The organism is Thermodesulfobacteriota bacterium (assembly GCA_040753795.1).
GTDB lineage: Bacteria > Desulfobacterota > Desulfobacteria > Desulfobacterales > Desulfosudaceae > JBFMDX01.
On the sequence record JBFMDX010000011.1, the window covers coordinates 36,231 to 57,242 of the forward strand.

The 21,012-nt window shown below is 58.9% G+C and carries 14 protein-coding genes; 3 read left to right on the forward strand and 11 right to left on the reverse strand.

The genetic code is table 11. From position 1 onward, the window contains the following. Positions 1 to 43: 43 nt before the first annotated feature. From recD to AB1724_13235, 5 genes are read right to left on the reverse strand one after another with little or no spacing between them, the layout of a single operon-like run. On the reverse strand, positions 44 to 1,969 hold the full coding sequence (gene recD / locus AB1724_13215; protein ID MEW6078769.1) for an exodeoxyribonuclease V subunit alpha: 1,926 nt from the start codon (positions 1,967 to 1,969) through the stop codon (positions 44 to 46). 3 nt (positions 1,970 to 1,972) lie between these two features. Continuing rightward, positions 1,973 to 5,608 (reverse strand): exodeoxyribonuclease V subunit beta, encoded by a 3,636-nt coding sequence (gene recB, locus AB1724_13220; GenBank protein MEW6078770.1) that lies wholly within the window; start codon positions 5,606 to 5,608, stop codon positions 1,973 to 1,975. Positions 5,609 to 5,652: 44 nt separating this feature from the next. After that, positions 5,653 to 7,245, reverse strand: coding sequence for a DUF1566 domain-containing protein (locus tag AB1724_13225; protein MEW6078771.1), 1,593 nt, complete (start codon positions 7,243 to 7,245; stop codon positions 5,653 to 5,655). Continuing rightward, positions 7,242 to 7,796, reverse strand: coding sequence for a hypothetical protein (locus tag AB1724_13230; GenBank protein ID MEW6078772.1), 555 nt, complete (start codon positions 7,794 to 7,796; stop codon positions 7,242 to 7,244). Before AB1724_13230 ends, AB1724_13225 begins: the two co-directional genes overlap by 4 nt. Positions 7,797 to 7,818: 22 nt before the next feature. Beyond that, positions 7,819 to 9,411 (reverse strand): DUF1566 domain-containing protein, encoded by a 1,593-nt coding sequence (locus AB1724_13235; protein ID MEW6078773.1) that lies wholly within the window; start codon positions 9,409 to 9,411, stop codon positions 7,819 to 7,821. Between the two features lie 317 nt (positions 9,412 to 9,728). On the opposite strand from AB1724_13235, the gene AB1724_13240 reads away from it, so the two are divergent. Beyond that, on the forward strand, positions 9,729 to 10,685 hold the full coding sequence (locus AB1724_13240; GenBank protein ID MEW6078774.1) for an omptin family outer membrane protease: 957 nt from the start codon (positions 9,729 to 9,731) through the stop codon (positions 10,683 to 10,685). A gap of 28 nt (positions 10,686 to 10,713) precedes the next feature. On the opposite strand, the gene AB1724_13245 is transcribed toward AB1724_13240, so the two are convergent. The 6 genes from AB1724_13245 to AB1724_13270 all read right to left on the reverse strand — a co-directional run bounded on the left by AB1724_13245 (position 10,714) and on the right by AB1724_13270 (position 17,411). Then, positions 10,714 to 11,577, reverse strand: coding sequence for an EFR1 family ferrodoxin (locus tag AB1724_13245; GenBank protein ID MEW6078775.1), 864 nt, complete (start codon positions 11,575 to 11,577; stop codon positions 10,714 to 10,716). Between the two features lie 208 nt (positions 11,578 to 11,785). Beyond that, positions 11,786 to 13,315 carry a radical SAM protein gene (locus AB1724_13250; protein MEW6078776.1) on the reverse strand — a complete coding sequence of 510 codons (1,530 nt, stop codon included), beginning with the start codon at positions 13,313 to 13,315 and terminating at the stop codon, positions 11,786 to 11,788. 2 nt (positions 13,316 to 13,317) lie between these two features. Continuing rightward, a complete protein-coding gene (locus tag AB1724_13255) occupies positions 13,318 to 14,469 on the reverse strand; it encodes a radical SAM protein (protein ID MEW6078777.1) in 1,152 nt (383 codons plus the stop codon). 1 nt (position 14,470) lies between these two features. Beyond that, entirely contained in the window at positions 14,471 to 15,703 is a 1,233-nt protein-coding gene (locus AB1724_13260; protein ID MEW6078778.1) for a radical SAM protein, read from the reverse strand. A gap of 82 nt (positions 15,704 to 15,785) precedes the next feature. Next, positions 15,786 to 16,904 carry a radical SAM protein gene (locus AB1724_13265; protein MEW6078779.1) on the reverse strand — a complete coding sequence of 373 codons (1,119 nt, stop codon included), beginning with the start codon at positions 16,902 to 16,904 and terminating at the stop codon, positions 15,786 to 15,788. Positions 16,905 to 17,084: 180 nt separating this feature from the next. Then, positions 17,085 to 17,411 (reverse strand): DUF3192 domain-containing protein, encoded by a 327-nt coding sequence (locus AB1724_13270; protein ID MEW6078780.1) that lies wholly within the window; start codon positions 17,409 to 17,411, stop codon positions 17,085 to 17,087. Positions 17,412 to 17,619: 208 nt separating this feature from the next. Here AB1724_13270 and AB1724_13275 point away from each other — a divergent pair, with 208 nt between their 5' ends. Continuing rightward, entirely contained in the window at positions 17,620 to 19,299 is a 1,680-nt protein-coding gene (locus AB1724_13275) for an adenylate/guanylate cyclase domain-containing protein (protein ID MEW6078781.1), read from the forward strand. Continuing rightward, positions 19,230 to 20,882, forward strand: coding sequence for an SGNH/GDSL hydrolase family protein (locus tag AB1724_13280; GenBank protein ID MEW6078782.1), 1,653 nt, complete (start codon positions 19,230 to 19,232; stop codon positions 20,880 to 20,882). The genes AB1724_13275 and AB1724_13280 overlap by 70 nt, the downstream gene beginning before the upstream one ends. The last annotated feature ends 130 nt before the right edge of the window (positions 20,883 to 21,012 follow it).

The window sequence follows — 21,012 nt, forward strand, 5'->3', positions numbered from 1 at the left end:
CCCGACATATCAGAAAACGCGCGCTGATCTTTTCCGTCTTTTCTCATGCCCGTTCCTCTTGCCCTGTTAATGCCTTTTCCCCGGCGGCCGGCGCCGGGGCGCCGATGTCCGCCAGGGCGTCCCGCAGGCCCGAGCGCCGGCTGACGCGGGCGGCAACCGCCGCTTTAAGGATATCATCCCCGGCCCAGAGGGTCACCTGTTTTCTGGCCCGGGTCAGACCGGTGTACACCAGTTCCCGGGTCAGAACCGGAGACATTTTCTCCGGCAGGATCATCAGCAGGGTATCAAACTCCGACCCCTGGGCCTTGTGAATGGTCAGGGCGTACACGGTTTCGTGGGGCGGCAGCCGCGGAGGCGAAAACGACCGGAAGCGTCGCCGCGGATCCGGGAAAAAAGCCTGGCGGATACCGGCCGCGTCCGTCCAGAGGATACCCACATCACCGTTATACAGCCTCTGGCCATAATCGTTGCGGGTAATCATGACCGGCCGGCCGTGGTAAAACGGATCTGACATATCGATCAATCCCCGGACGGCCAGCATCTTTTCCACCAGCCGGTTGACGGCTTCAACCCCGTAAGGCCCATGCCGCAGGGCGCAGACAATACGGAACGCATCCAGCGCGGCCAGGGCCGCTTCGACCGTTCCCGCCCCCAGTATGTTTTCAAAATGACCGCGGGCGATCCGTTCCAGGCCGGCTTCCAGATTCTGCCGGTCCGGCAGCGGTTCTTTGACCACCATCCCGGAGCCATCCCGGTCGATAACCCGGACGGTTTCATCGGCGTCTCCCCGGTTGACGGCGTGGCTGACGGCGGCCAGGCAAGAGCCTTCCGGAAAACGGAAGTTGCTCTTCAGTTCCACGACACAGTCCTCCAGGCGGCTGCCCGGTCCGGATCCCGGCAGCGATTCCCCGCAGACCGTCCGGCAGTCGTTCCGGAAGGAATCGGAAAACCCGCCGGCCGATGCCGCGCCGCAGATATCACCGAGAACGGCGCCGGCCTCCACCGAAGCCAGTTGATTCTTATCCCCCAGAAGCACCAGCCGGGCCCGTTGATCGGCAGCGGCAAACAACCTGGCCATCAGCGACAGGGAGACCATGGAGGCTTCGTCAATGATGATGACATCGGCCGGCAGGCGGCGATGCTCATGATAGCGGAATCCGAACCCGCCGTCGGATGCCCCCAGCAGCCGGTGGATGGTGGTAACGGTTTCCGGGAACCGGTCGGCCGGGCCGGCGCCCGCTGCCGCCATCTCCCCGCGGACCCTGGCCATCGCCTCCTGAAGCCGGGCGGCGGCCTTGCCGGTCGGAGCGCACAGGGCAATGGTGACGCCCGGCCGCTGTTCCAGCATCAGCCGGATGATCCGGGCAGCGGTAAAGGTCTTGCCGGTTCCCGGGCCGCCGGTAATAACGCAGACGTTCCGGGTCAGAGCCGCGAAGGCCGCTACTTTCTGCCAGTTGACGCCGGCGGCGATCCCCGACGCGGGGAAACACCGGTTCAGGGCGTCCCGAAGACGGTCGGCAGGGATATTTCCGGGCGCCTGAGCCAGCCGGTCCCGGAAGCCCGCGACCAGTTGCCGCTCATACTGCCAGTATCGATACAGGTAAAGCCGCCGGCCCGGGTGGTCGAGAACCAGCGGGGCATAATCGCCGGGCGCTGCCGCCACCGGGCTGCGGGCGATCTGCCGCATCCACTCCTCCGCGGGCGGCGTCAGGACATCAAGCGGTCCCGCCTTTTCCCGCGCGTCGCGGTCGTCATCCAGAAGCACGGCCAGGGGCCTGGCCGACCAGGCGTCAAAATCCAGGCAGACATGCTTGCCCCGGACCACCGTGTTGCTGAGCAGCGCGCAGGCCAGGTAAAGGGCGTCGCCGCCCCGGTCGCCGGACAGCCCGGCCATCAAATCCGCGAAGCGCAGATCGATGTCCGTCAGCAGTCCCCGGTCGTAAAGCTGTTTTACGGGATAACCGTTCATGCTTTATCCCAGCGCCCCATTCAGTTCCTCCACCAGTTCCCGGCCGGGACGGTCAAAATAGACGCCGCTGCCCGGCATGTCGGGACTTACGCCGCGGACAAACAGATAAACAATCCCGCCAAAATGGGCGTCATAGTCATAATCCGGCAGGCGCCCGGCCAGATAACGGTGCAGGGCCACGGTATAAATGTAATATTGAAGATAGTATGACTCCTCGGCCACGCTGCGGCAGAGGCCGGCATGATCATAATCGTTGCGGTCATATCCCAGGTGGTTGGTTTTCCAGTCCAGCAGATAATATTTTCCGTCCTGTTCGAACACCAGATCGATAAACCCCCGCATATATCCGTGGAAAGGCTTGAATTCGAACCTTTCGCCGCTGACGGCAACATCCGGCAGCAATCCGCCGCCGACTGCGCGCTCCAGGGCCGCCCGCAAGCGGCCGGGGGAAAGCCGGCGGACCGGATAATAAAATTCCATCTCGGTCATCTTCCGCTCCGGAGAAAGGGAAGCCAGCGTGAAACCGGGGTCATGGGGCAGCACGGGTGACCGCAGGACGTCCGTCACCATCTGGTAAACGACCGGGCCCCAGGCATCACCGCCGCCCGGCGCCGGCCCGTTCAATCCATACAGCTTCAGGGCCGCGTCAATCACCTGCCGGGCTTCTTCCGGGGCGGCCAGAGAGAAGTCCAGTCGCTCGAAAATGGCATGCACGCACAGACCCGGACCGGCACCGGCCGGAAAGTCAAAAATCGTGCGGGCCGGAGCCCGGTCCCCGGCCGGGGCCTTTGTCGAAAATTCGTCCCGCTTGATATCGCCCTCGTCCGGCAGATAGGCCGCGGCACGGCCGTGGGGAGCCAGACGGGTAAAACTGGCGATGCGCCAGCCCAGGTCGACGCGGTCGCCGGCCGGCACCCGCCGCCGCAAAGGACTCTCCGGCAGGGCAGCGGACGGTTCATAGGGAGCGGACGGCCCGGGATCATGAAAGCCGCAATGAATCAGATCCAGAGCATTCTCCAGCCGCCCGGTCACCAGTTGATAAAGGGATCCGGCATCCAGCGACTGGATCCGCGTTTTCAAATCATCCAGCGAAAAGGTTTCAACGGGCGCCCCGCCGGTCAGGATATAATCCAGGGACGTGATACCCGCTTTCCCGGGCGTGCCGATTCTGCCGTACACCAGATAACAGCGATTGACGGCCCGGGTCACCGCCACGTAAAGCAGCCGCACCAGTTCGGACAGGTTCTCGCGGACCGCGGCCCGGCGATGGTCTTCATCTCCGGAACCGATGTCCAGGGTCAGGTCGTGGCCGTCGTGAAACACAATACTGCCGTCTTTTACCGCCGCGCCGTTAGCCCACATGAACGGGCAGAAGACGACCGGATACTGCAACCCCTTGCTCTTCCATACGGTCACGATCCGGACCGCCTCGTCGTCCCGTTCCAGCCGCAGCTGTTCTTCCTCGGGGGCTTCCTCCGCGGCGCCGCGTCTTTCCGCGATCCAGTCCAGCAGGCCATTCATGCCCGGCCGGGCGGTGACGTCGGCCTGGTGAATCCGTTCCGACAGGTGCAGGACGTTGGTCAGCCGTCTTTCCCCGTCGGCAAAACCCAGCAGCCTCACCCGGACGCGGTAATCGGACAGGAACCGGCGGAAAACCCGGATAAAGCCGCCGGACCGCCAGATCCGGTGATACGCCGCGAACCGCCCCAGATGCGCCTCGTATTCGTCATGGCGGGCGTCATCCTCGGCAAACGCCCGGATATCCTCCGCGGAGCAGCCGATCAGATCATCGGCCAGGGCGGCGTTGACCCGTCTCAAATCCGACGGTGAGGCCATGGCCAGCAGCACCCGTTCCACCGCCGAGGCTTCCGGAGTGGAAAAGACGCCGCCCGTTTTCGATATGACCGACGGTACGTTCAGTTCCGCCAGCCGGTCCCTGACCCGGCCGGCATCCGCGTTGCAGGTAATCAGCACGGCGATGTCGGCGGGCCCCAGGGGCCGGTCTCCGAGACGGACCTGGCCTCCGGCGGAACGGTTCAGCAGAGACGCGATCTCCCGGGCGACGGCGTCGATAACCAGATCCCGGGCCCGTTCCCGGCTCAAGGCGCCGGCGCCGCCCTCTTCGTCCCGCACAAACCACAGCTCGACATGCCCCGCCTGGCGGCCGTCGATCAATAACGGCGACCGGTTGCCGACGTTGCCGGGATCGGCGGTTACCTCGTGAAACCCGATCGCCGATCCCAGCGCGAAGGGATTGTCGGCCTGGGCGAAGAGATGATTGACCGCCCGCACCAGGCTGGTTTCCGACCGCCAGTTCCGCGGCAGGGCGTATGTCCGGTCCGGGGAGATCCGGGCCGCGGCCCGGATATAGGAAAAGACATCGGCGCTCCGGAAAGCGAAGATGGACTGTTTGGGATCACCGATCAGAAACAGGCGGTGGTCGTCGGAACCGAAAAGGGTCTGGAAAATATCATACTGTACCGGGTCCGTATCCTGGAACTCGTCGATCAGCACGGCCCTGTATTTCTCCCGGATGGCGGCGGCCAGCGCTCCCCGGTGATCGGCGGCCAGGGCCCGGTGCAGACTGATCAGCAGATCGCTGAAATACTGGACGTTACAGGCCTGCTTGCGCCGGATCAGCTCATGCTCCAGATACCCGCGGAACTCATGCCGGCAATCGACCGCCCAGGCCTGCTCGGCGGCCGCGTACCGGCCGCAGCAGTCGAAAAACGGATGCGCCGGTGCGCCCAGGTGTTTTTTGGAGGTCTTGACGCTTGCCGCCAGGGCCCGCGGGGTAAACCGGTCCAGAACCGCCAGGCCGGCCGGGGTGATGTCGCCCCCAAAAAGCCGGTTCAGGGCGTCCGCGTACGCCGCCACGGATTCGGCCTTGTAGGCATCTCGGCCGCGGCTGAGTCGCTGATCCTGGTTCAGCATGTCCAGGATCAGGCCATGATCTTCCTGCCACCGGCGCCCGGCGGCCGTAAAAGCGTCTTCCATTTCCCCGCGGGCATCCGGAGAAGCCGCCGGGATCAGCCGCAGGGTCGGCTTGTCAATCAATATCCGGGCAAAGGCGGACAGTTGATCGGCGGAGAAGTTTCTTTTTACGGCCGCGGCGCAGATCAACCGTGAGGCCCGCCCGAACGTCCGCCGCCAGAAATCATCGCAGACCTCCCGGACAAACCGGCTCTGATCGGTAACCAGTTCGGTGGAAAACGACAGGGAGGATTCAAATGCGAACTGACGCAGGACCCGGTTGCAGAACCCGTGGATGGTGAAAATACCGGCTTCATCAAAGGACAGCACGGCTTTCCGCAGGGCTTTCCCCACGGTCCGCCGGTCATGGCGCCGGATGGCCTGATCGAGAATGCCGGCCGCCGCCGGGTCAGGGGCAGGCCCTCCGGATTCCGGCTCATCAACCCATATCCGGGCAAGATGGAGAAGGCCCCGGATCCGGTCCCGCAGCTCCCGGGTAGCGGCTTCGGTGAACGTGACCGCCAGGATCCGGCCGATATCCAGCCCTTCCTCGGCAATCAGCCGCAGCACCAGGCCGGTGATGGCAAACGTCTTGCCGGTTCCCGCGCTGGCTTCGATCAGACGGGTTCCCTGCAGGGGAACCGTCAGGACATCAAAAGGAGTCATCCCCGACATGGCATGGTCATTTCAGTCCGGCACGGGTCAGGCCGTTATTTTCCGCCGCGTACCGCGCGCACATAATAGGTGGCGGTCTTGTTGACATGACCGCTGCCGCCGGAGCTGAAGCTGACCAGCCAGGCGTCGTCCAGATAATAGGCGTTGGTCGTGGACGTCCAGTACGAGGAGGAAACCGTATCCGGGAATAAGCCCGTGTTGATCTTCACAAAACCGCCGTCCCCGTCCACGATGGAGTGCAGTTCCTTGAGGGTGGGCAGGCGCCAGTCATTATATCCGGCCAGGGAGGCGTTTTCGCACCAGGCCAGGGCCTGCTGCCAGGTCATGGCGTTCGGGGCCGTCACCTGCGACCACATCAGGCCGGTGGCCTGGTCGGTCACCGTGGCGTTTCTGTTATCCGTAAACGACGGCGCGGTCTGCTGGCCGCGGACCGCCCGCAGATAATAAGAGATGGATTCATACAGATCGTGGTCCTGCCCGGTAATGAAATTGACGCTCCAGGGAGCGCCCATGTTGTCGGCGTAAGCCGTTGACGTCAGGTAGTAGGAAAAGACGGTGTGGGGAAAATAGTCGGTATTGATGGACGGGCTGTAGACGCCGTAATCGGCCAGACAGATCAGCTCCAGCTTGGAGGGGATCCGCCAGTCGGAAAAACCGCCGAACCGGTCGGCGTTGAGGCGGGCGATAAAGGCGTCGGCGGCGTTATACCAGGCATAGCGGTTGTCCTTGTCGTTAAAGCCGCCGTCATCGGTCTTGGCCTCCCAGATCAGGCCGGTGACATTGTCCCGGACCGTGACCCATTCCGCGGCGTCGTCCGGCAGTTCATTGCCGTCGCCGTCCAGCTTGGCATAAGAAGGCGGGTGAAGGGTATAACAGCCGTCCTGGCCGTAAAGCGCCGCGCCCGGTGCCGGGCAGGCGGAGACATTGCCGGCGTTGTCGTAGCAGGCGATCTGTCCGGTATCCGGAAAGAACGGGCAACCGGCGTCCGCCTGGCCGTCGCAGTCATTGTCCGTCCCGTCCCAGCACCTTTCCGGGGCGCCGGGATAAACGGCGGCATTATCATCGTTGCAGTCCGGCTCTCCGGCGCAATCGCTCTGGACATAGAAACCGTCGCCGTCCGCGTCCGTGCAGTTGGTGTTTTCGTCAATCTCGCCGTTGCAGTTATTATCGATGCCGTCACCGCCGATTTCCGCTGTCCCGGGATAAATGGAGGCGTTGGCGTCATCGCAGTCCACGACTGAGCCGCAGCCGGGCTGACCGAAAAAGCCGTCCCCGTCCGCGTCGGTGCAGGGGCAACCTTCGTTGGTCCGGCCGTCACAGTTGTTATCCGCGCCGTCGCCGCAGACCTCCGCCACTCCGGGACGGATCTCCGCGTCGGTATCGTCACAGTCGCTGTCGTTGGACACATAACCCTGGGGCAGGGAAGTGCTTCTCATGGTATCAGCCGGATTCCCGTACCCGTCTCCATCGGCATCGCGGTAATAGGAAACGCCCTCGGTGTCATTCGAATAACCGCCGCCGCTGTTACCGCCACTGCTGGTACCAATGATAGCCGCCAGGCCGAAAATGACGATTGCCAGCAGGCCGGCCGAACGCAATACATTTAAAAGTCGGGAAGGCTGTTTCATGATGTTCTCCTTTTATCCTGACCGGATAGTAAAATCAGATAAGCGACAACAGCGCCGATAACGATGGCGATCATATCATGATTGCTGTAAACTCCATGCATAAAATAATCCCGGGTTTTCTCCAGAAGAAAAACACCGTCAAACCAGTCCGGCACCAGGCCGGCAGCCTGAACGCTGTATTTCTGGCCCAGTTCGAAGCCGCCGTCCACCGCCAGCCAGAACAGACAGACCAGGGGGTACCACCGCCGTCCGCAGTTCAGAATTCCCGCCGTCAGCAGAATAAAAGCCACCACATGCAGAAAATCCGGGAGCACATCCCCCAGGGGGCCGAACAGGGGCGGGTACACCCGGTAAAGACTTATAGAAACAGGCAACACCTGCAGGAAAAAGGTCTGGTCCGGCGGGCGATCGACGAGATAAACCAGCGTCCCGATCATCAGGGACAAGAGACCGAGCAGTATGTGTCGAAGATTGATCATCGCCCCGTTGCGCGCGCCTGATCCCCGACCCTGCCGGACCGGCACATATCCGTCAATCGTTCCCGTTGTCATCCCCGTCCATATCGTCTTTTTATCAGAAAGCCGATCCCCGGCCGCCCCGGACCGCACGAACGTAATAGGTGGAATTCTTGCTGCCGTGACCGTTGTTGCCCAGGCTGAAACTGACCAGCCAGGCCTGCCCGGGATTGTAGGCACTGGACGTGGAGGTCCAGTAATAGGCCGCCATGGTATCCGGGAAATAGGTGCTGTCGACCGCCAGGCCGTCCACATCATCATCCACGATTGACGCCAGTTCCTTGAGGGTGGGCAGCCGCCAGTCTTCGTAACCGGCCAGGGAGAGGTCTTCGCACCAGGCCAGGGCCGCCTGCCAGTTCAAGGGCGTCAGATCGGTAACCTGCGACCACATCAGGCCGGTGGCGTTATCGGTGACCGTGCCGTCGCCGTTAGCGGTAAAGGCCGACGGGGTCTGGTTGCCGCGAACCGCGCGCACGTAATAAGTCGTGGTATTGTCCAGGTCAAAATCATGACCGTAGAGGAAGTTGATGCAGGAAGATTCCCCCGGATTGTCGGCATAGGTCGGATAGGCCCAGTAATAGGAGGGGATGGTGTTGGGAAAAGCATTCATGTCAATGGCCGGATTATAATTATCGTAATCGACGATGGACAGCAGTTCCCGCTGGGTCGGTATCCGCCAGTCGGAATAGCCGCCGTATTGATCGGCGTTCAGCCGGGCGATAAAAACGTTGAGGGCGTTATACCAGGTATAGCGGTCATCCTTGTCATGGATCCCGTCGTCATCGGTCTTGAGTTCCCAGATCAGGCCGGTGACATTATCCTTGACCATGAAATCGTTGGCGTTACCGCGTACCCGGGTATAAGAGGGAGGATTGATGGTATAGCAGGCATCCTGACCGTAAAGGGCCCTTCCGGCGACGGGACAGGTAATGACATGTCCGTCATTGTCATAGCAGGTGGTCTGGCCGGTATCCGGGACAGGCGACAGCCCGGCCTGGCATTCCTCGTCGATCTGTCCGTCGCAGTCGTTATCATGACCGTCCCCGCAGGCCTCCACGGCGCCGGGATGGTCGGCGGCGTTTCCGTCATTGCAGTCCACGGGCGTACCGCAGTCATTCTGGGCATAATAGCCGTCATCATCCTGGTCCGTGCAGGTGGGGAGGCAGCCCTCGTCAACCTGCCCGTCGCAGTTGTTATCGATATTGTCCCAGCAGACCTCATTCGCACCGGGACGGATGTCGGGATCGGCATCATCACAATCCACGGCGGCGCCGGTTCCGGTTTCGGCATAGGCGCCGTCGCCGTCCATATCCGTGAAGTCGCAATTCACATCAATCCGGCCATCGCAGTTATTGTCGATGCCGTCGCCGCAAATTTCCGCGGCGCCGGGATTGATGCTCCGGTCGCTGTCCAGGCAGTCCGTATTATCGGTCACATAGTAACCCAGCGGGAGGGTATCAAACCGGGCGGAATCATCCGGATCGCCATATCCGTCGCCATCGCTGTCACGATAATAGGTCCGTGACTCGTCACGGTTTGAAAGCCCGCTGCCCCCGCCGCCGGTGCCGATGATGGACACCATTCCCAGGACAAGAATGGCCAGAAAACCAGCCAGACGGACCGTGTAAAAAAGCCGGGAGGACTGTTTCATGATGTTCTCCTTGATTAAATATTTATAACCCCCCTAAATAATATTAATAATTTTAAAATAAGGAAGAAATGTCAACGATTATTTTGGTTAACCGGCCGGAAAACGGCCTGTTTTCTGGAATGATGCATCCATATTTTTTTCGTTTGAGCGTGGTGGCCCGGGAGGGGATGAATCACCGGGGCAAACCGCAAGAAAATGATTGACACGGAGGTACCGCCTTGTTACTGAAAATACGAGCAAAAAACAATTCATTCAGGCAAACCCGTCAAAACAGCCGGGCCTGGCGGTCCCGAACTTATTACCTGGAAAGGAAAATAATGCGCCCTTCATTCCGGAAAACGGTTGTTGGCCTGCTGGTCGCTGCCATTATAGGCCTTCCGGCCGGGGCCGGCGAACTATTCCAGGCGGATGTTTCCGCCGGATGCGGCGCCATCAGCGGGGACACGGAATACCGCATCGGCGGCAGGGTCAGAAACGCCGGCGGGACCTATGTGACCCATTTCCCCGTCAGCAAGCTGGATTTCCCCATCGACGCCTACGTGCTTTCCCTCAACGCCGAAATCGCCTTTCTTAACAGCCTGGTCTGTTCCTTCTCCTGGGCAACGGATCTGAGCAGTGATCCGGACGACATGCGGGATTATGACTGGATCGACTCCCCCGATGAGCTCACCATTTATTCGGAAAGCGATCTGGACATGGAAACGGACACGCTCTCGGGGAAAATTCAGTATCGCTTTCCCGCCATAGGCCTGGGCCGTCTTCCTCTCTTTTTTTCCGATGCAGACCGCCTGCGGCTGCTGGCCGGCGCCGGATATCTTTACCGGCAGCTCGACTTTGAAGCCGGAGATACCTGGCAGACCTATCCGGGCGGAAGCAGACAAGATGTTTTCGTGCCCGGCCGCACGTTGAACTATTCGGTCGAATACCGGATTCCTTTTCTTGAACTGGGCGCGCGACTGGAAACAGCGGACAACATAACAGTGGAATGTTCCGCCGGGTACAGCCCGTATGTCGACGCCACCGACAAGGACCGTCATCTGACCCGGAACCTGACCTCCAGGGCCGATTGCGACGGGGACGCGTGGCTGCTCTCATTCCGGGGAAGCTACCCGTTTCTGGAGCGCTGGTACGGCGCCTTATCCCTGTCCCAGATCTACATTGAAGCCGACGGAACAGCCGACACCTATATCAACGACAGCTGGAGTTATTCCATTGAGGAAGATATGGAAAGCGACCAGTTCACGGCCCTGCTGGAAGTGGGCGTCCGGTTCTGACCCTTCCCTGTCAGCCGGTTTCCGCCGGTCACACCACCTGCCGGGTGATCTGCTCCTCATGGGGCGCGAACCTTCCGGCCAGCCACCTGACGATTACCTCCGCGGGTTTGAGAAATGTCGTGGTGGCGCCTTCCGGACAATACCTGACGCAACTGTAGCAGTAGGTACAGTGTTTCCCGTGAACAGCCACCCGATCGAGTGCGATATTGCCGGTCGGGCAATTCATCACGCACAGGCCGCATCCCGTACAGGCCGTTTTCTTGACCCGGATGCCCGGCATGCTCCAGGCGAAGGTCTTCAGGCTGTTGACATGGGCATCAAAAAAATTAAGCAGAAACGGTTTGTCCCGGAACGCCTCCGGAAGATATTTCCTGCCGGTTTTGTCCGTCAGCCGGGCAACCAGCGTTTTACCGAACTCCCTGATAACCGCAAGGTCCCCTTCCCCGGGACGGCCGCCATGAAAGGCCTCTTTCTCCTGAAACGTCAGGCAATGCTCGGCCAGCACCTGAATGCCGCCGATCAGGCGATATTTTTTTCCATAAAGCGACCTGGCAAGGTCAAATTGAATCACGCCGCTTGACACGCCGCCGAAAGTGGAAAGAAAGGCCACGGCCTGGTTCCCACCGGCATCGGGAATGTTTCTGATAAAATCCGTAAACACCGGCGGGGCGTGGTGGAAATAGGTGGGCGAACCGAAAACGATCAGCGCGTAGGAAGGCAGGCGGAGATACAGTTCCTCCCTGTCGCCCTCGAATTCGCGCATGTCGCGGACATCGGCCGCCACCCCGTTTCGCGTCAGGGACGCGGCCAGCGCTTCGACCGCCCGCCGGGTGGTGCCGTGGGGAGAAAGATAGAGCACCAGCGCTTCAGGTTGTTTTGCCTCTTCCGTCATGGGTTGCGTCCTTAAGGTAACGATGCGCTGATCCATTGTTATTTTGAAAACGATGCTATACCGGACAGACATACCAGAAAACGCAACACCGGACAACCGGCAATCCTATCCTGACACCAGGCAGTTTCCGGTATTGATATGAACATTCCGACTCAACCCCGGGAGACAGGCTGGCCCTGCCAGCGCCCCGGCACGAAGGAGGAACGGGTTACCGCCGGGCCCAGAGCAGGCGGGCGGTTCCGACCGCTTTCCCGAAACAGGCCACGGCATTGACCAGGGGGCGGGCGTCATCTCTGCTGATGGAGTAGAGCCGCTCCACGCCGGTCTCATGTAATCGCTCCGCCAGGGAACGGTGAATAACGGCCATGAGATCCACGGGCACGTACAGGTGGACCGGCAGGCCCAGCCGGGCCATGACCCCGGCCTTTTCAAGGGCGGAGGCCAGTTCCGCCGGCACATCCGTTTGCGGTTGCGTTGCCGGCGAGGGCAGCGCCAGAAGAATCTTAACGGCTTCCACGGGAAAGGATCGGAGACGTTCGGCCGTGGCGGCATCAATACCCGGTGGGCCGCAGGCGGTCCAGAGAACGATCTTCATGTGCCGGGGCACACGGGCCAGGATTTCCCACAGGGCATCCTGCCGGAAGGCGTCCCCGCCGTAAAATTCGATCCGGGTATAGTCGGGCGGCAGCCTGTCGATTGCCTGAAGGATATCGTCCGTCGGCCGGCAGGCGGACCGCCGGCCGTAATCGCATTCCGGGCAAGCGGTGGCGCAGGGGGCGCCCAGATCGATCTGATTCTCCACGGTAATGGGAAAAAAAGGACGGCCCAGGCCCAGCGGCCGCAGATAGGTGTCGATATACGCCCCGTTTCTCATGGGGCAGTAGTCGCCGCCCAGGCGGACCAGGGGATGGGACTGGATGCGCTCGAACACATCCACGACCGGTTCCCGGACGGCGTCCCCGAAGACCAGCGGGAAGTATGGACAGGGCGTCATCCAGCCGTTGCTCATGATATGGCAGAAGACCTGTTTGGCCGTGCACAGGTTTTTTTCGCCCGGCGGCGTTCCCGGCGTATGAACGTAGATGAACGGATAGTATTCCGGAGAAACATAGGAGAAGAGGTCCTTTTCTTCTCCGGCGTACAGGGGGCCGCCCTGGTCGCGGATGGAATCACCGGCGAACCGGGGCAGCAGCACCCGGACCTGCGCGGCGCCGCGCTCCCGGACAAAACTCATGAACCGGTTCATGTCCCCGCTGAAAAAAAATTCCCGGCTCGGCGGAACGATGGAGACATGCATGAGGATGCCCGCCCGGGCGCCCAGCTCCAGGGCCCGCACGGCCCGATCAAAACACCCCTGCCGGCCGCGGACATCGTCATGGCGTTCGGCCCGGTAGTCATCCAGGCTGACATAGATCTGATCCAGCCCGGCCGACACCAGGCCGGCCATGTAAGCCTCGTCAATAACATACCCGTTGGTCTCCAGAGAGACGAAGAAGCCGTATGCCTTGCCCCGCCGGATGATGTCACACAAATCATGCCGCAGGGTGGGCTCGCCGCCGAACAGATCGACCACCCGGCACCCGGCCAGTTTCAGGTCCTGGAAAAGCGCCTCGATCCGGTCCAGGGGGAGTTCCTCCGGCATTTCCCGGCGCAGTTGCGACACACCGCAGTGCCGGCAGCGGCACTGGCAACGGTTGGTCACCGTCAACTGCACCACGTTGATCGTCGGCAGGCCCATGATTATCCCCCCGTTTCGCGGGTCACATTATAGGGAAGGTCGCAGTTAAAATCGCTGATGACGGCACCGCCGCCGGGCCCGCGGCGGTTGACGTAATCCGAGGCCCGGTCCAGCCGCTTCCGCCGCTCCTCGTCGGACACCTTGGGATAAATGTCGGCGGCGGCCGTCCCCCGGTTGTCGGAATAGTTCAGAAAAATGGCGGTTTCAAAGGCGTCGGCCAGGACCAGGGAAGCCTGAAAATCCGCTTCGGTTTCCGTGGGAAAATTGATCATGAGATGAGTGCAGAACCGGGTTTCCGGCGCGGCATCCCGGAGTTGCAGCACTTTCTCCCGGACCGCTTCGGCTGTGTAGCGGCGGTTCATGAGATCCAGAATCCGTTGAGACCCGGACTGCACCGGGATGTTGACATAGCTGATCCGGCCGGTTCCGAACAGCCCCTTGAGGCGGTCAAAATGGGTGAGGACAAAGCGCGGGAACAGATATCCCAGTTTCACCCGGAACCCGTCCGCGACGGCAAAAATATCCTCCAGCAGTGCCGCCAGATCCGTCCCGAGATCCCGCCCGTAGCTGGCACAGTCATCGGCCAGCAGCGCGAACTCCTTCACTCCGGCCGAAAGGCCCTGCCGGATTTCAGCCCGGATGGTTTCCGGGTGCCGGCTGCGGACATCCCCCTTGGCCCGCCGGATGTTGCAGTAGGAACAGCCGTTGGCGCACCCCTGGGCGATCATGACAAAATAGTCCCGGTATCCCAGCCCCTGGCCCGGCTCATAAAAAACCGGCGGCAGTTGATGCGTCTCGATCCGGTCCAGCGGGATCCGGTAAGCAAAATGATCTTGCAGCCGATCCAGGCAATGCGGACCGATACGGATGAGGTTTTCCGGTTCCGGCCCGTCAGGCGGCAGCTCGGCCAGGCAGCCCAGCAGCACGATCTGTTTTCCTCCGCCCCCGGCCCGGGCGGCATCTAAAGCCTGCCGCGAGGTCGCGATCTTGTCCTCGGTGACGCAGCAGGAGTTTACCAGGACGATGTCGCTTTCTTCGACATCACCGGCCGGGACATAGCCGTTGGCCAGAAAAAAATTCACCGCCCGGGTAAAAAGATAGGCGCTCGGTTCACACCGTTTGCTGGGATCGATGATGAAGAAAGATGGTGCCATGTCAGCAGCCCCTTGCTTTCCGGTCCAGGTTGTAAGGCATGTTGCAGTCGAAATGACCGATCACGACACCACTGCCGGGCCGGCGGCGATTGACATAGTCCGAAGCCAGATCCAGACGACGGCGCACTTCCTGCTCCGGGACCTTGGGCTGGATGCCGGCGGCAATGGTCCCCTGATTGTCGGAGTAGTTGAGAAAAATCACGCCATCAAACTCATCGGCCAGGTGCAGGCAGTCCTGGAAATCAGCCTCGGATTCAGTGGGGAAATTAATCATGAAATGGGTACAGAAGGGCGTACGCGGGGCCGCGGCCCGCAGTTGCCGGACGGCCTGCCGGATTCCGGCGATGTCATAGCGCCGGTTCATGAGGTCAAGAATCCGCTGGGAGCCGGACTGCACCGGAATGTTGACGTAGGAGATCCGGCCGGTGGCAAACAGGTCCCGGAGCCGTTCAAAATGACTCAACACCATTCCGGGGAACAAATAGCCCAGCTTCACCCGGAACCCGTCCCCGAGGGAAAACATCCTTTCCAGAAGCAGCGTCAGATCGATCCCCAGATCCCGGCCATAACTGGCGCAGTCATCGGCCACCAGGGCGAACTCCTTCACCCCCAGTGACAGCCCCTGCCGGATTTCATCCAGAATGGTTTCCGGCGGCCGGCTGCGGACGCCGCCCTTGACCCGCCGGATATTGCAGTAGGAACAGCCGTTGGCGCAGCCGTGGGCGATCATGACCAGGTAGTCTCCGTACCCCAGCCCCTGGCTGGGCTCATAAAAGACCGGCGGCAGGTGATGCACCTCGATCCGGCTCAAGGGGACGTGGTGGGGAAAGTGCCGTTCCAGTTCCAGGAGCGTGTCCGGGTGCTCGGGGCCGATGACGATCAGGTCCTTCCGGTCCACCCCCGGAAGCGGCAGGCCGGCCAGGCAGCCGAAGAGCACGACCCGCTTGCCCTTTCCCCGGGCCAGGGCGGCGTCCAGGTCCGCCCGCGAGGCCGCCAGCATATCTTTGGTGACGCAACAGGAATTGACCAGGATGATGTCGCTTTCGCCGATGTCGCCGGTCATCACATATCCGTTGACCAGAAAAAATTTTACCATCCGGGTAAACTGGTAGGCGTTGGGCTCGCAGCGTTTGATGGGATCAAAGATAAAAATCCGGCCGCGGCTAACTGAACCGTCGATGTCGGGCGTGACAACAGGCTGCGCCGGCGGATATGCCGGTGTTCCAGCTTCCACTTCAGAATACCTCTTGCGGGTCAGGGATTGTGTAGAACGTCATCACCAATCAGTCAAGCCGATCTTCGGATCCGAAACCGCCTCACGTACGCGGCACCACGAAGGCGGTCAGCCGGCCTTCCCGGACCAGTCCTTCCAGGCGCCGGGTCTTGGTTTGCAGCTCCCGGTCATCGCATTTCGGGAAAATGGCCGCCGCCCGGGTGCCGCTGTTTTCCCCGTAGCCGATGAACACGCAATGATCAAAATAACGGGCGAAATTCAGGCTCTGTTCAAACTCCTCCGGCGTTTCGGTGGGAAAATTATAAATGAAATGAGAACATACAAACAGCTCCGGGTCAAGCGACTTGAGCCGACCGATGGCTTCAGCCACTTCGCCGGTATCATAGCGCCGGTTCATCAGGTCCAGAATCCGGGGGGCGGCCGACTGAACCGGCAGACACATGTAGGCAATCCGGCGGCCGGCGACAAACGGCTCAAGCCGCCTCGCCTGTTTCAAAAAAATCCCCGGGAACATGGCGTAAATTTTGTAGTTCATTCCGGGGGTCGTGCGGTTAAGCCGGTCCAGCAGCGACGGCAGATCCGTGGCCCCGTCCAGTCCATAGGAGCCGCAGTCGTCGGCCAGCAGGGTCACGGTGCGGGTGCCCCGGTCGTAAAGGTCGCGGATTTCCGAGACGATGGCCGCTTCCGGGCGGCTGGTCACCGCGCCCTTGGCCTTTTTGATGGTGCAGTAACTGCAGTCATTGACGCATCCCTGGGCTATCAGCACATAGGCATCGTCGGAACCCATACGGGGCTGATAGGGGACATGCCCCGTCAAATGATTAACGCTGACCGATTCAAAGGGGATTCGGGCGTCGATGATGTTGTCCAGCGCCCGGCCTTCCCGGACAGGAATGAGGGCGATGCGGTTTTCGGTGGCATCGCCGGTCAGCAGATTTTCCGGAAAGGCTGCCAGGCAGCCGAACACCACCACCCGGGCCCGATTCCGGGACGCCGCAAGTTCTCGAATATTTTCCTCGCACCGCTGGCGCATGGCGTCGGTGACGGCGCAGCCGCCAACAAAAATCATGTCCACCCCGTCTCCCTGATCCGAATCGTCGATCACATGGTGGCCGTTCAGCTCAAAGTATCGCCGGGCCCGGGATAGGAACAAGGTGTTGTGTTCACACAGGTCATGCAGATTGTAGATGGTAATTTTCATAGTCGGGAATACGGCGGCCGGCCACATCGGTCGGGGGATAAAAACAACCTGCGCTGATGGCCGACGGAAGGGAAAAACAAAACAACAGGCAACGAACGATCCGGTCCGTGATCGGGATTCTCCGTTTTGGATCTGAAGGGGATGCCCGCGCCGGCAGCATCTGCCGGCGCGGACCGGTATCTATTTTGTTTTCACCCGAAGCTGGTTGATGTTGGAGTCAAGCAGTCTCTCCCCCCATCCGATCAACTGGCCATTGACCAGAACGACCGGGGTGCTTTCATCTTTCAGTGTCAGGATGACCGCGCCCCTGTCTTTCATGCGGTAATAAAGAATGGAAACCATGCTGCCGTCCACCGCTTCGTACAACTCGCTCCTTTCCGGAACACCCATGACCGTGATGACCTGCTCCTGGGACATGCCGGTGGTCAACGTCAGCATTTTCTTCTGGGTTGACGCGCATGAACACAGGCAAACAAGAATAACGACGCACACGAGAATTTTTTTCATGCCCTGGTCCTTTCTTCAGTTAAGACTTTTTATTATAGTGATGGTATCAATTGGCATTTATACTTCAACTTTACCAAGCGTGGTAAAGGATGTCAATGTATAATAAAACCGGGTGTCTGGGATATTGACACATCTGCGAATCCTTGCTATTGATACATCATTTTATCGAAACCCGTATTTTCTTCAACCCACAAGCGATTGGCTTACCATGGAACCAAAAGACAAAAACCACATGCTCTTCACTTTTCGATTCAGCCTTTCCAGCGCCTTTGTCGTGCTGGTGGTGATCACCTCCCTTTGCGTCGGACTGGCCACCTATTTCAGCGTCCATTTTTTTATCCGGCAGGACATCAGTGAACGGCTTCATGACGCGGTCGGACTGGCAGCCATGCAGATAGACCCGGAAGCCCACGCGGTCCTGCAGACAGTGGTGGATGAGGGCAGCGAAGCCTACCTTACCATCAAAAAACGCCTGCAGGAGATTCAGGGCCGGACGACCCATGTCCGGTTCGTATACACCATGAGAAGGAACGTCGCGGGACAAGCCGTGTTTATCGTTGACGCGGAAAAAGATCCGGAACAGATGAGTCATCTGGGCGATGTTTACGAGGGCGAGCAGTCCCCCGCCATGATGGCGGCGTTTGAAAAACCTTACCGCGTACAGGTGGAAAATCAGTTCTATTCCGACGAGTGGGGCACCTGGCTTTCCGGTTACGCGCCGGTGCTGGCGGAAAACGGCGACCTGGAATGTATCGTCGGCATGGATATTTCCGCGGCCCGGATCGTGGGCTATGAGCGCCGGCACCTGTTCATCATTCTGGCCGTAGCCGCCGCGGCCTGCCTGATCTTCGCATTGGCCGGCGTTCTGTTTTCCCGTTCTCTCAGCAAGCCGCTGGTCCTTCTGCAAGACGAAATGTCAAAAATTCAAAACCTGGAACTGGATGGCAACCCCCGCATCGAATCCCGCGTCATCGAACTGATCAGAATGAAGACGGCCGTGGCCAACATGAAGAACGGGCTCCGCTCCTTTAAAAAGTATGTCCCGGCCGAACTGGTCTCGGAACTGATCCGGCTGCAGAAGGAAGCGGCCCTGGGAGCGGAAAAAAAGCAGATCAGCATCTTTTTCTCGGATATTGCCAACTTCACCACCATATCGGAACTGCTGGGCCCGGAACGGATGGCGGAAACCCTGGGCGTCTATTTCAAGGGCATGACCGGCCTTATCCACCAGAACAAGGGCACGGTGGATAAATTCATCGGCGACGCCATCATGGCCTTCTGGGGCGCCCCTTCCCCGGTGGGCAATCATGCCGTCCTGGCCTGCCAAACAGCCCTGCAGTGCCAGCGGCACATCGCCGGTGTCGCCGAATCGTTTCGGCAAAAAGGACTGCCCACTCTCCATACCCGCATCGGCCTGAACACCGGGGAAGCGGTGGTGGGGAACATGGGCTTCGAGGAGCGGTTAAGCTACACCGCCATCGGCGACAATGTGAATCTGGCCAGCCGCATCGAGGGGCTGAACAAGTATTACGGAACCGGCATCATCATCAGCGGCTCCACTTTTTCCGCGGCGCAGAACGAGATCGAAGCCAGGCTCCTGGATGTCGTGGCCGTCAAGGGGCGGAGCGGCGGGGTCCCCATCTATGAACTGATTTCAGAGAAAGACAACATTTCCGGGGAAGACAAAGCGTTCATCGCCCGGTTTAATACCGGCGTGTCCCTGTACCTGGACAGAAAGTGGGCCGAGGCCGCCCGGGTTTTCAAGGAAATTCTGGCTGCCAGGCCGCAGGACAAACCTGCCCAGATCATGGCGGAGAGATGCGAAGCGTATTCCGTCAACCCGCCCCCGGCCGACTGGAACGGCGTCATCGTCATGAGAGAAAAATAAGACTATTGATTACGGACAACTTGCCGAAGAAGTACCGGCTTTTCATTAACGCCCTGATCGTTTTTCTCTCCACCCTTTTTGCATGTTCAATTTGCGAAATAGCGCTTAGATTTTTTCGTCCTGATCTTAAAGAAGTGGTTTATGCCAAATACCAAATAGACCGATTCAGAATTTATAAGAACATTCCAAAAACGTGGGGCACGCGTCACCATCCAGATACCGGCAGGAAGCACCTGGTGATTCATAACAGCCTCGGATTACGGCAGCATAGGGAATTTGCTCAATCAAAAAAGCCTGGGGTCGAAAGAATCGCTTTTTTCGGGGATTCCTTTACTGAAAATCTCAGAGTGGCGGCGCAATATTCCTTCACAGAACCGCTTGACTACCTCCTGAACAGAACAGGTAACGCCTTTGAAGTCTTGAACTTCGGAGTTGATGGCTACGGAACTGACCAGATGTATCTCCAGTATATGGATGATACACGCCAATATGATCTCGATACGATTATTTATGTTTTCGGTAATAATGATCTGATGGATTTGGTTGCTAACAGATTGTGTTATGTTGACAGGAAATCCAATCTCCGTTTCCGCGAATATGATAAAAATGTTTTTATCACCATCATCAAAAAATTCTATATGACCTATCTGGTTGTAGAAGCGGTTAAGCCCTTTAAACGTTTTTTAGCATGGGATCAGGAAAAGGGCTGCCTTAACTATGATTACGAAAACCGTGGAGCGCGGCAACTTCAGGCCAGATATCTTTTGTTTGAAGATTATACGGAAGACACCCAATTGTCTGAAGCGCGTAATTTTTTTTTGATGATCTTAAAAGAATGGAAGAAAGAAGCGGATCGCAGAGGGCAGTCTTTTTTCGTGGCCATTTTACCCGGTTCTGATTTTAATATTTCTGTTAAAACGGAGTTGGCCAGCATGAAAATCGAGTACCTTGATCTTTTTGAGGCCTTTTCATGCCAGACAAAAACTGATCCTGCAAATATGATGGAGAATGAAGCCAACGTATCAACTATCAACGAATTTTATTCAAATATAACGGAGTATTTCAGCGGCAACAAAAACGAAGTGGCCCATATGCGAAAAGACTATATCGATACGGCCAGCCGGAAATTACTGGATAGCCTTGATGATCCCGATAAAAATAAACTGATTGAATTGATGGACACCTTTAATAGCAAAAAAGACGAAAACGAATACCTGTTTCCTTTAATAATCCATCTTATTGAAACCGCTGACAAAAAAAACATCAAATCAGTATTGGAAAACGCCATAAAATACCAACGGATATCTGATCTGTGTCATTTCAGGAAAGACGGGCATTGGAATGAGGAGGGCAATAAACTCGCGGCGGTGTATCTAATGAAATTTCTCTCGGAAAAACTCCACTTAGGAGAAGTCGATGATCGCTTTATCCGTAGAGGATTAAATGAATATTATAGCGCTTTTGAGCCCGGGATCGTTTCTGAATCATGGTTAGAACATGAGCCTGTCCCGCCCTATCTGATAAAAATGATTCGGGAAAAGTACTTGAGTATTGAGCAATACATGAGCATCCAGCATGAATAATAGGGCAGTCCCCCTCGGTAATCGAACAAAATTTATGCGCCGACCGATCGGCATCGATCACCTGAAGCGTTTTTACCTCTTTGCTTCCTCCGCGCCTTTTGCTATCCTTAACATCAGAAAATCTCCTTCC

Coding starts and splice junctions, on each gene's coding strand:
- recD (MEW6078769.1), bottom strand. CDS start 1,969: ATGAACGGTTATCCCGTAAAACAGCTTTACGACCGGGGACTGCTGACG.
- recB (MEW6078770.1), bottom strand. CDS start 5,608: ATGACTCCTTTTGATGTCCTGACGGTTCCCCTGCAGGGAACCCGTCTG.
- AB1724_13225 (MEW6078771.1), bottom strand. CDS start 7,245: ATGAAACAGCCTTCCCGACTTTTAAATGTATTGCGTTCGGCCGGCCTG.
- AB1724_13230 (MEW6078772.1), bottom strand. CDS start 7,796: ATGACAACGGGAACGATTGACGGATATGTGCCGGTCCGGCAGGGTCGG.
- AB1724_13235 (MEW6078773.1), bottom strand. CDS start 9,411: ATGAAACAGTCCTCCCGGCTTTTTTACACGGTCCGTCTGGCTGGTTTT.
- AB1724_13240 (MEW6078774.1), top strand. CDS start 9,729: ATGCGCCCTTCATTCCGGAAAACGGTTGTTGGCCTGCTGGTCGCTGCC.
- AB1724_13245 (MEW6078775.1), bottom strand. CDS start 11,577: ATGACGGAAGAGGCAAAACAACCTGAAGCGCTGGTGCTCTATCTTTCT.
- AB1724_13250 (MEW6078776.1), bottom strand. CDS start 13,315: ATGGGCCTGCCGACGATCAACGTGGTGCAGTTGACGGTGACCAACCGT.
- AB1724_13255 (MEW6078777.1), bottom strand. CDS start 14,469: ATGGCACCATCTTTCTTCATCATCGATCCCAGCAAACGGTGTGAACCG.
- AB1724_13265 (MEW6078779.1), bottom strand. CDS start 16,904: ATGAAAATTACCATCTACAATCTGCATGACCTGTGTGAACACAACACC.
- AB1724_13270 (MEW6078780.1), bottom strand. CDS start 17,411: ATGAAAAAAATTCTCGTGTGCGTCGTTATTCTTGTTTGCCTGTGTTCA.
- AB1724_13275 (MEW6078781.1), top strand. CDS start 17,620: ATGGAACCAAAAGACAAAAACCACATGCTCTTCACTTTTCGATTCAGC.
- AB1724_13280 (MEW6078782.1), top strand. CDS start 19,230: ATGCGAAGCGTATTCCGTCAACCCGCCCCCGGCCGACTGGAACGGCGT.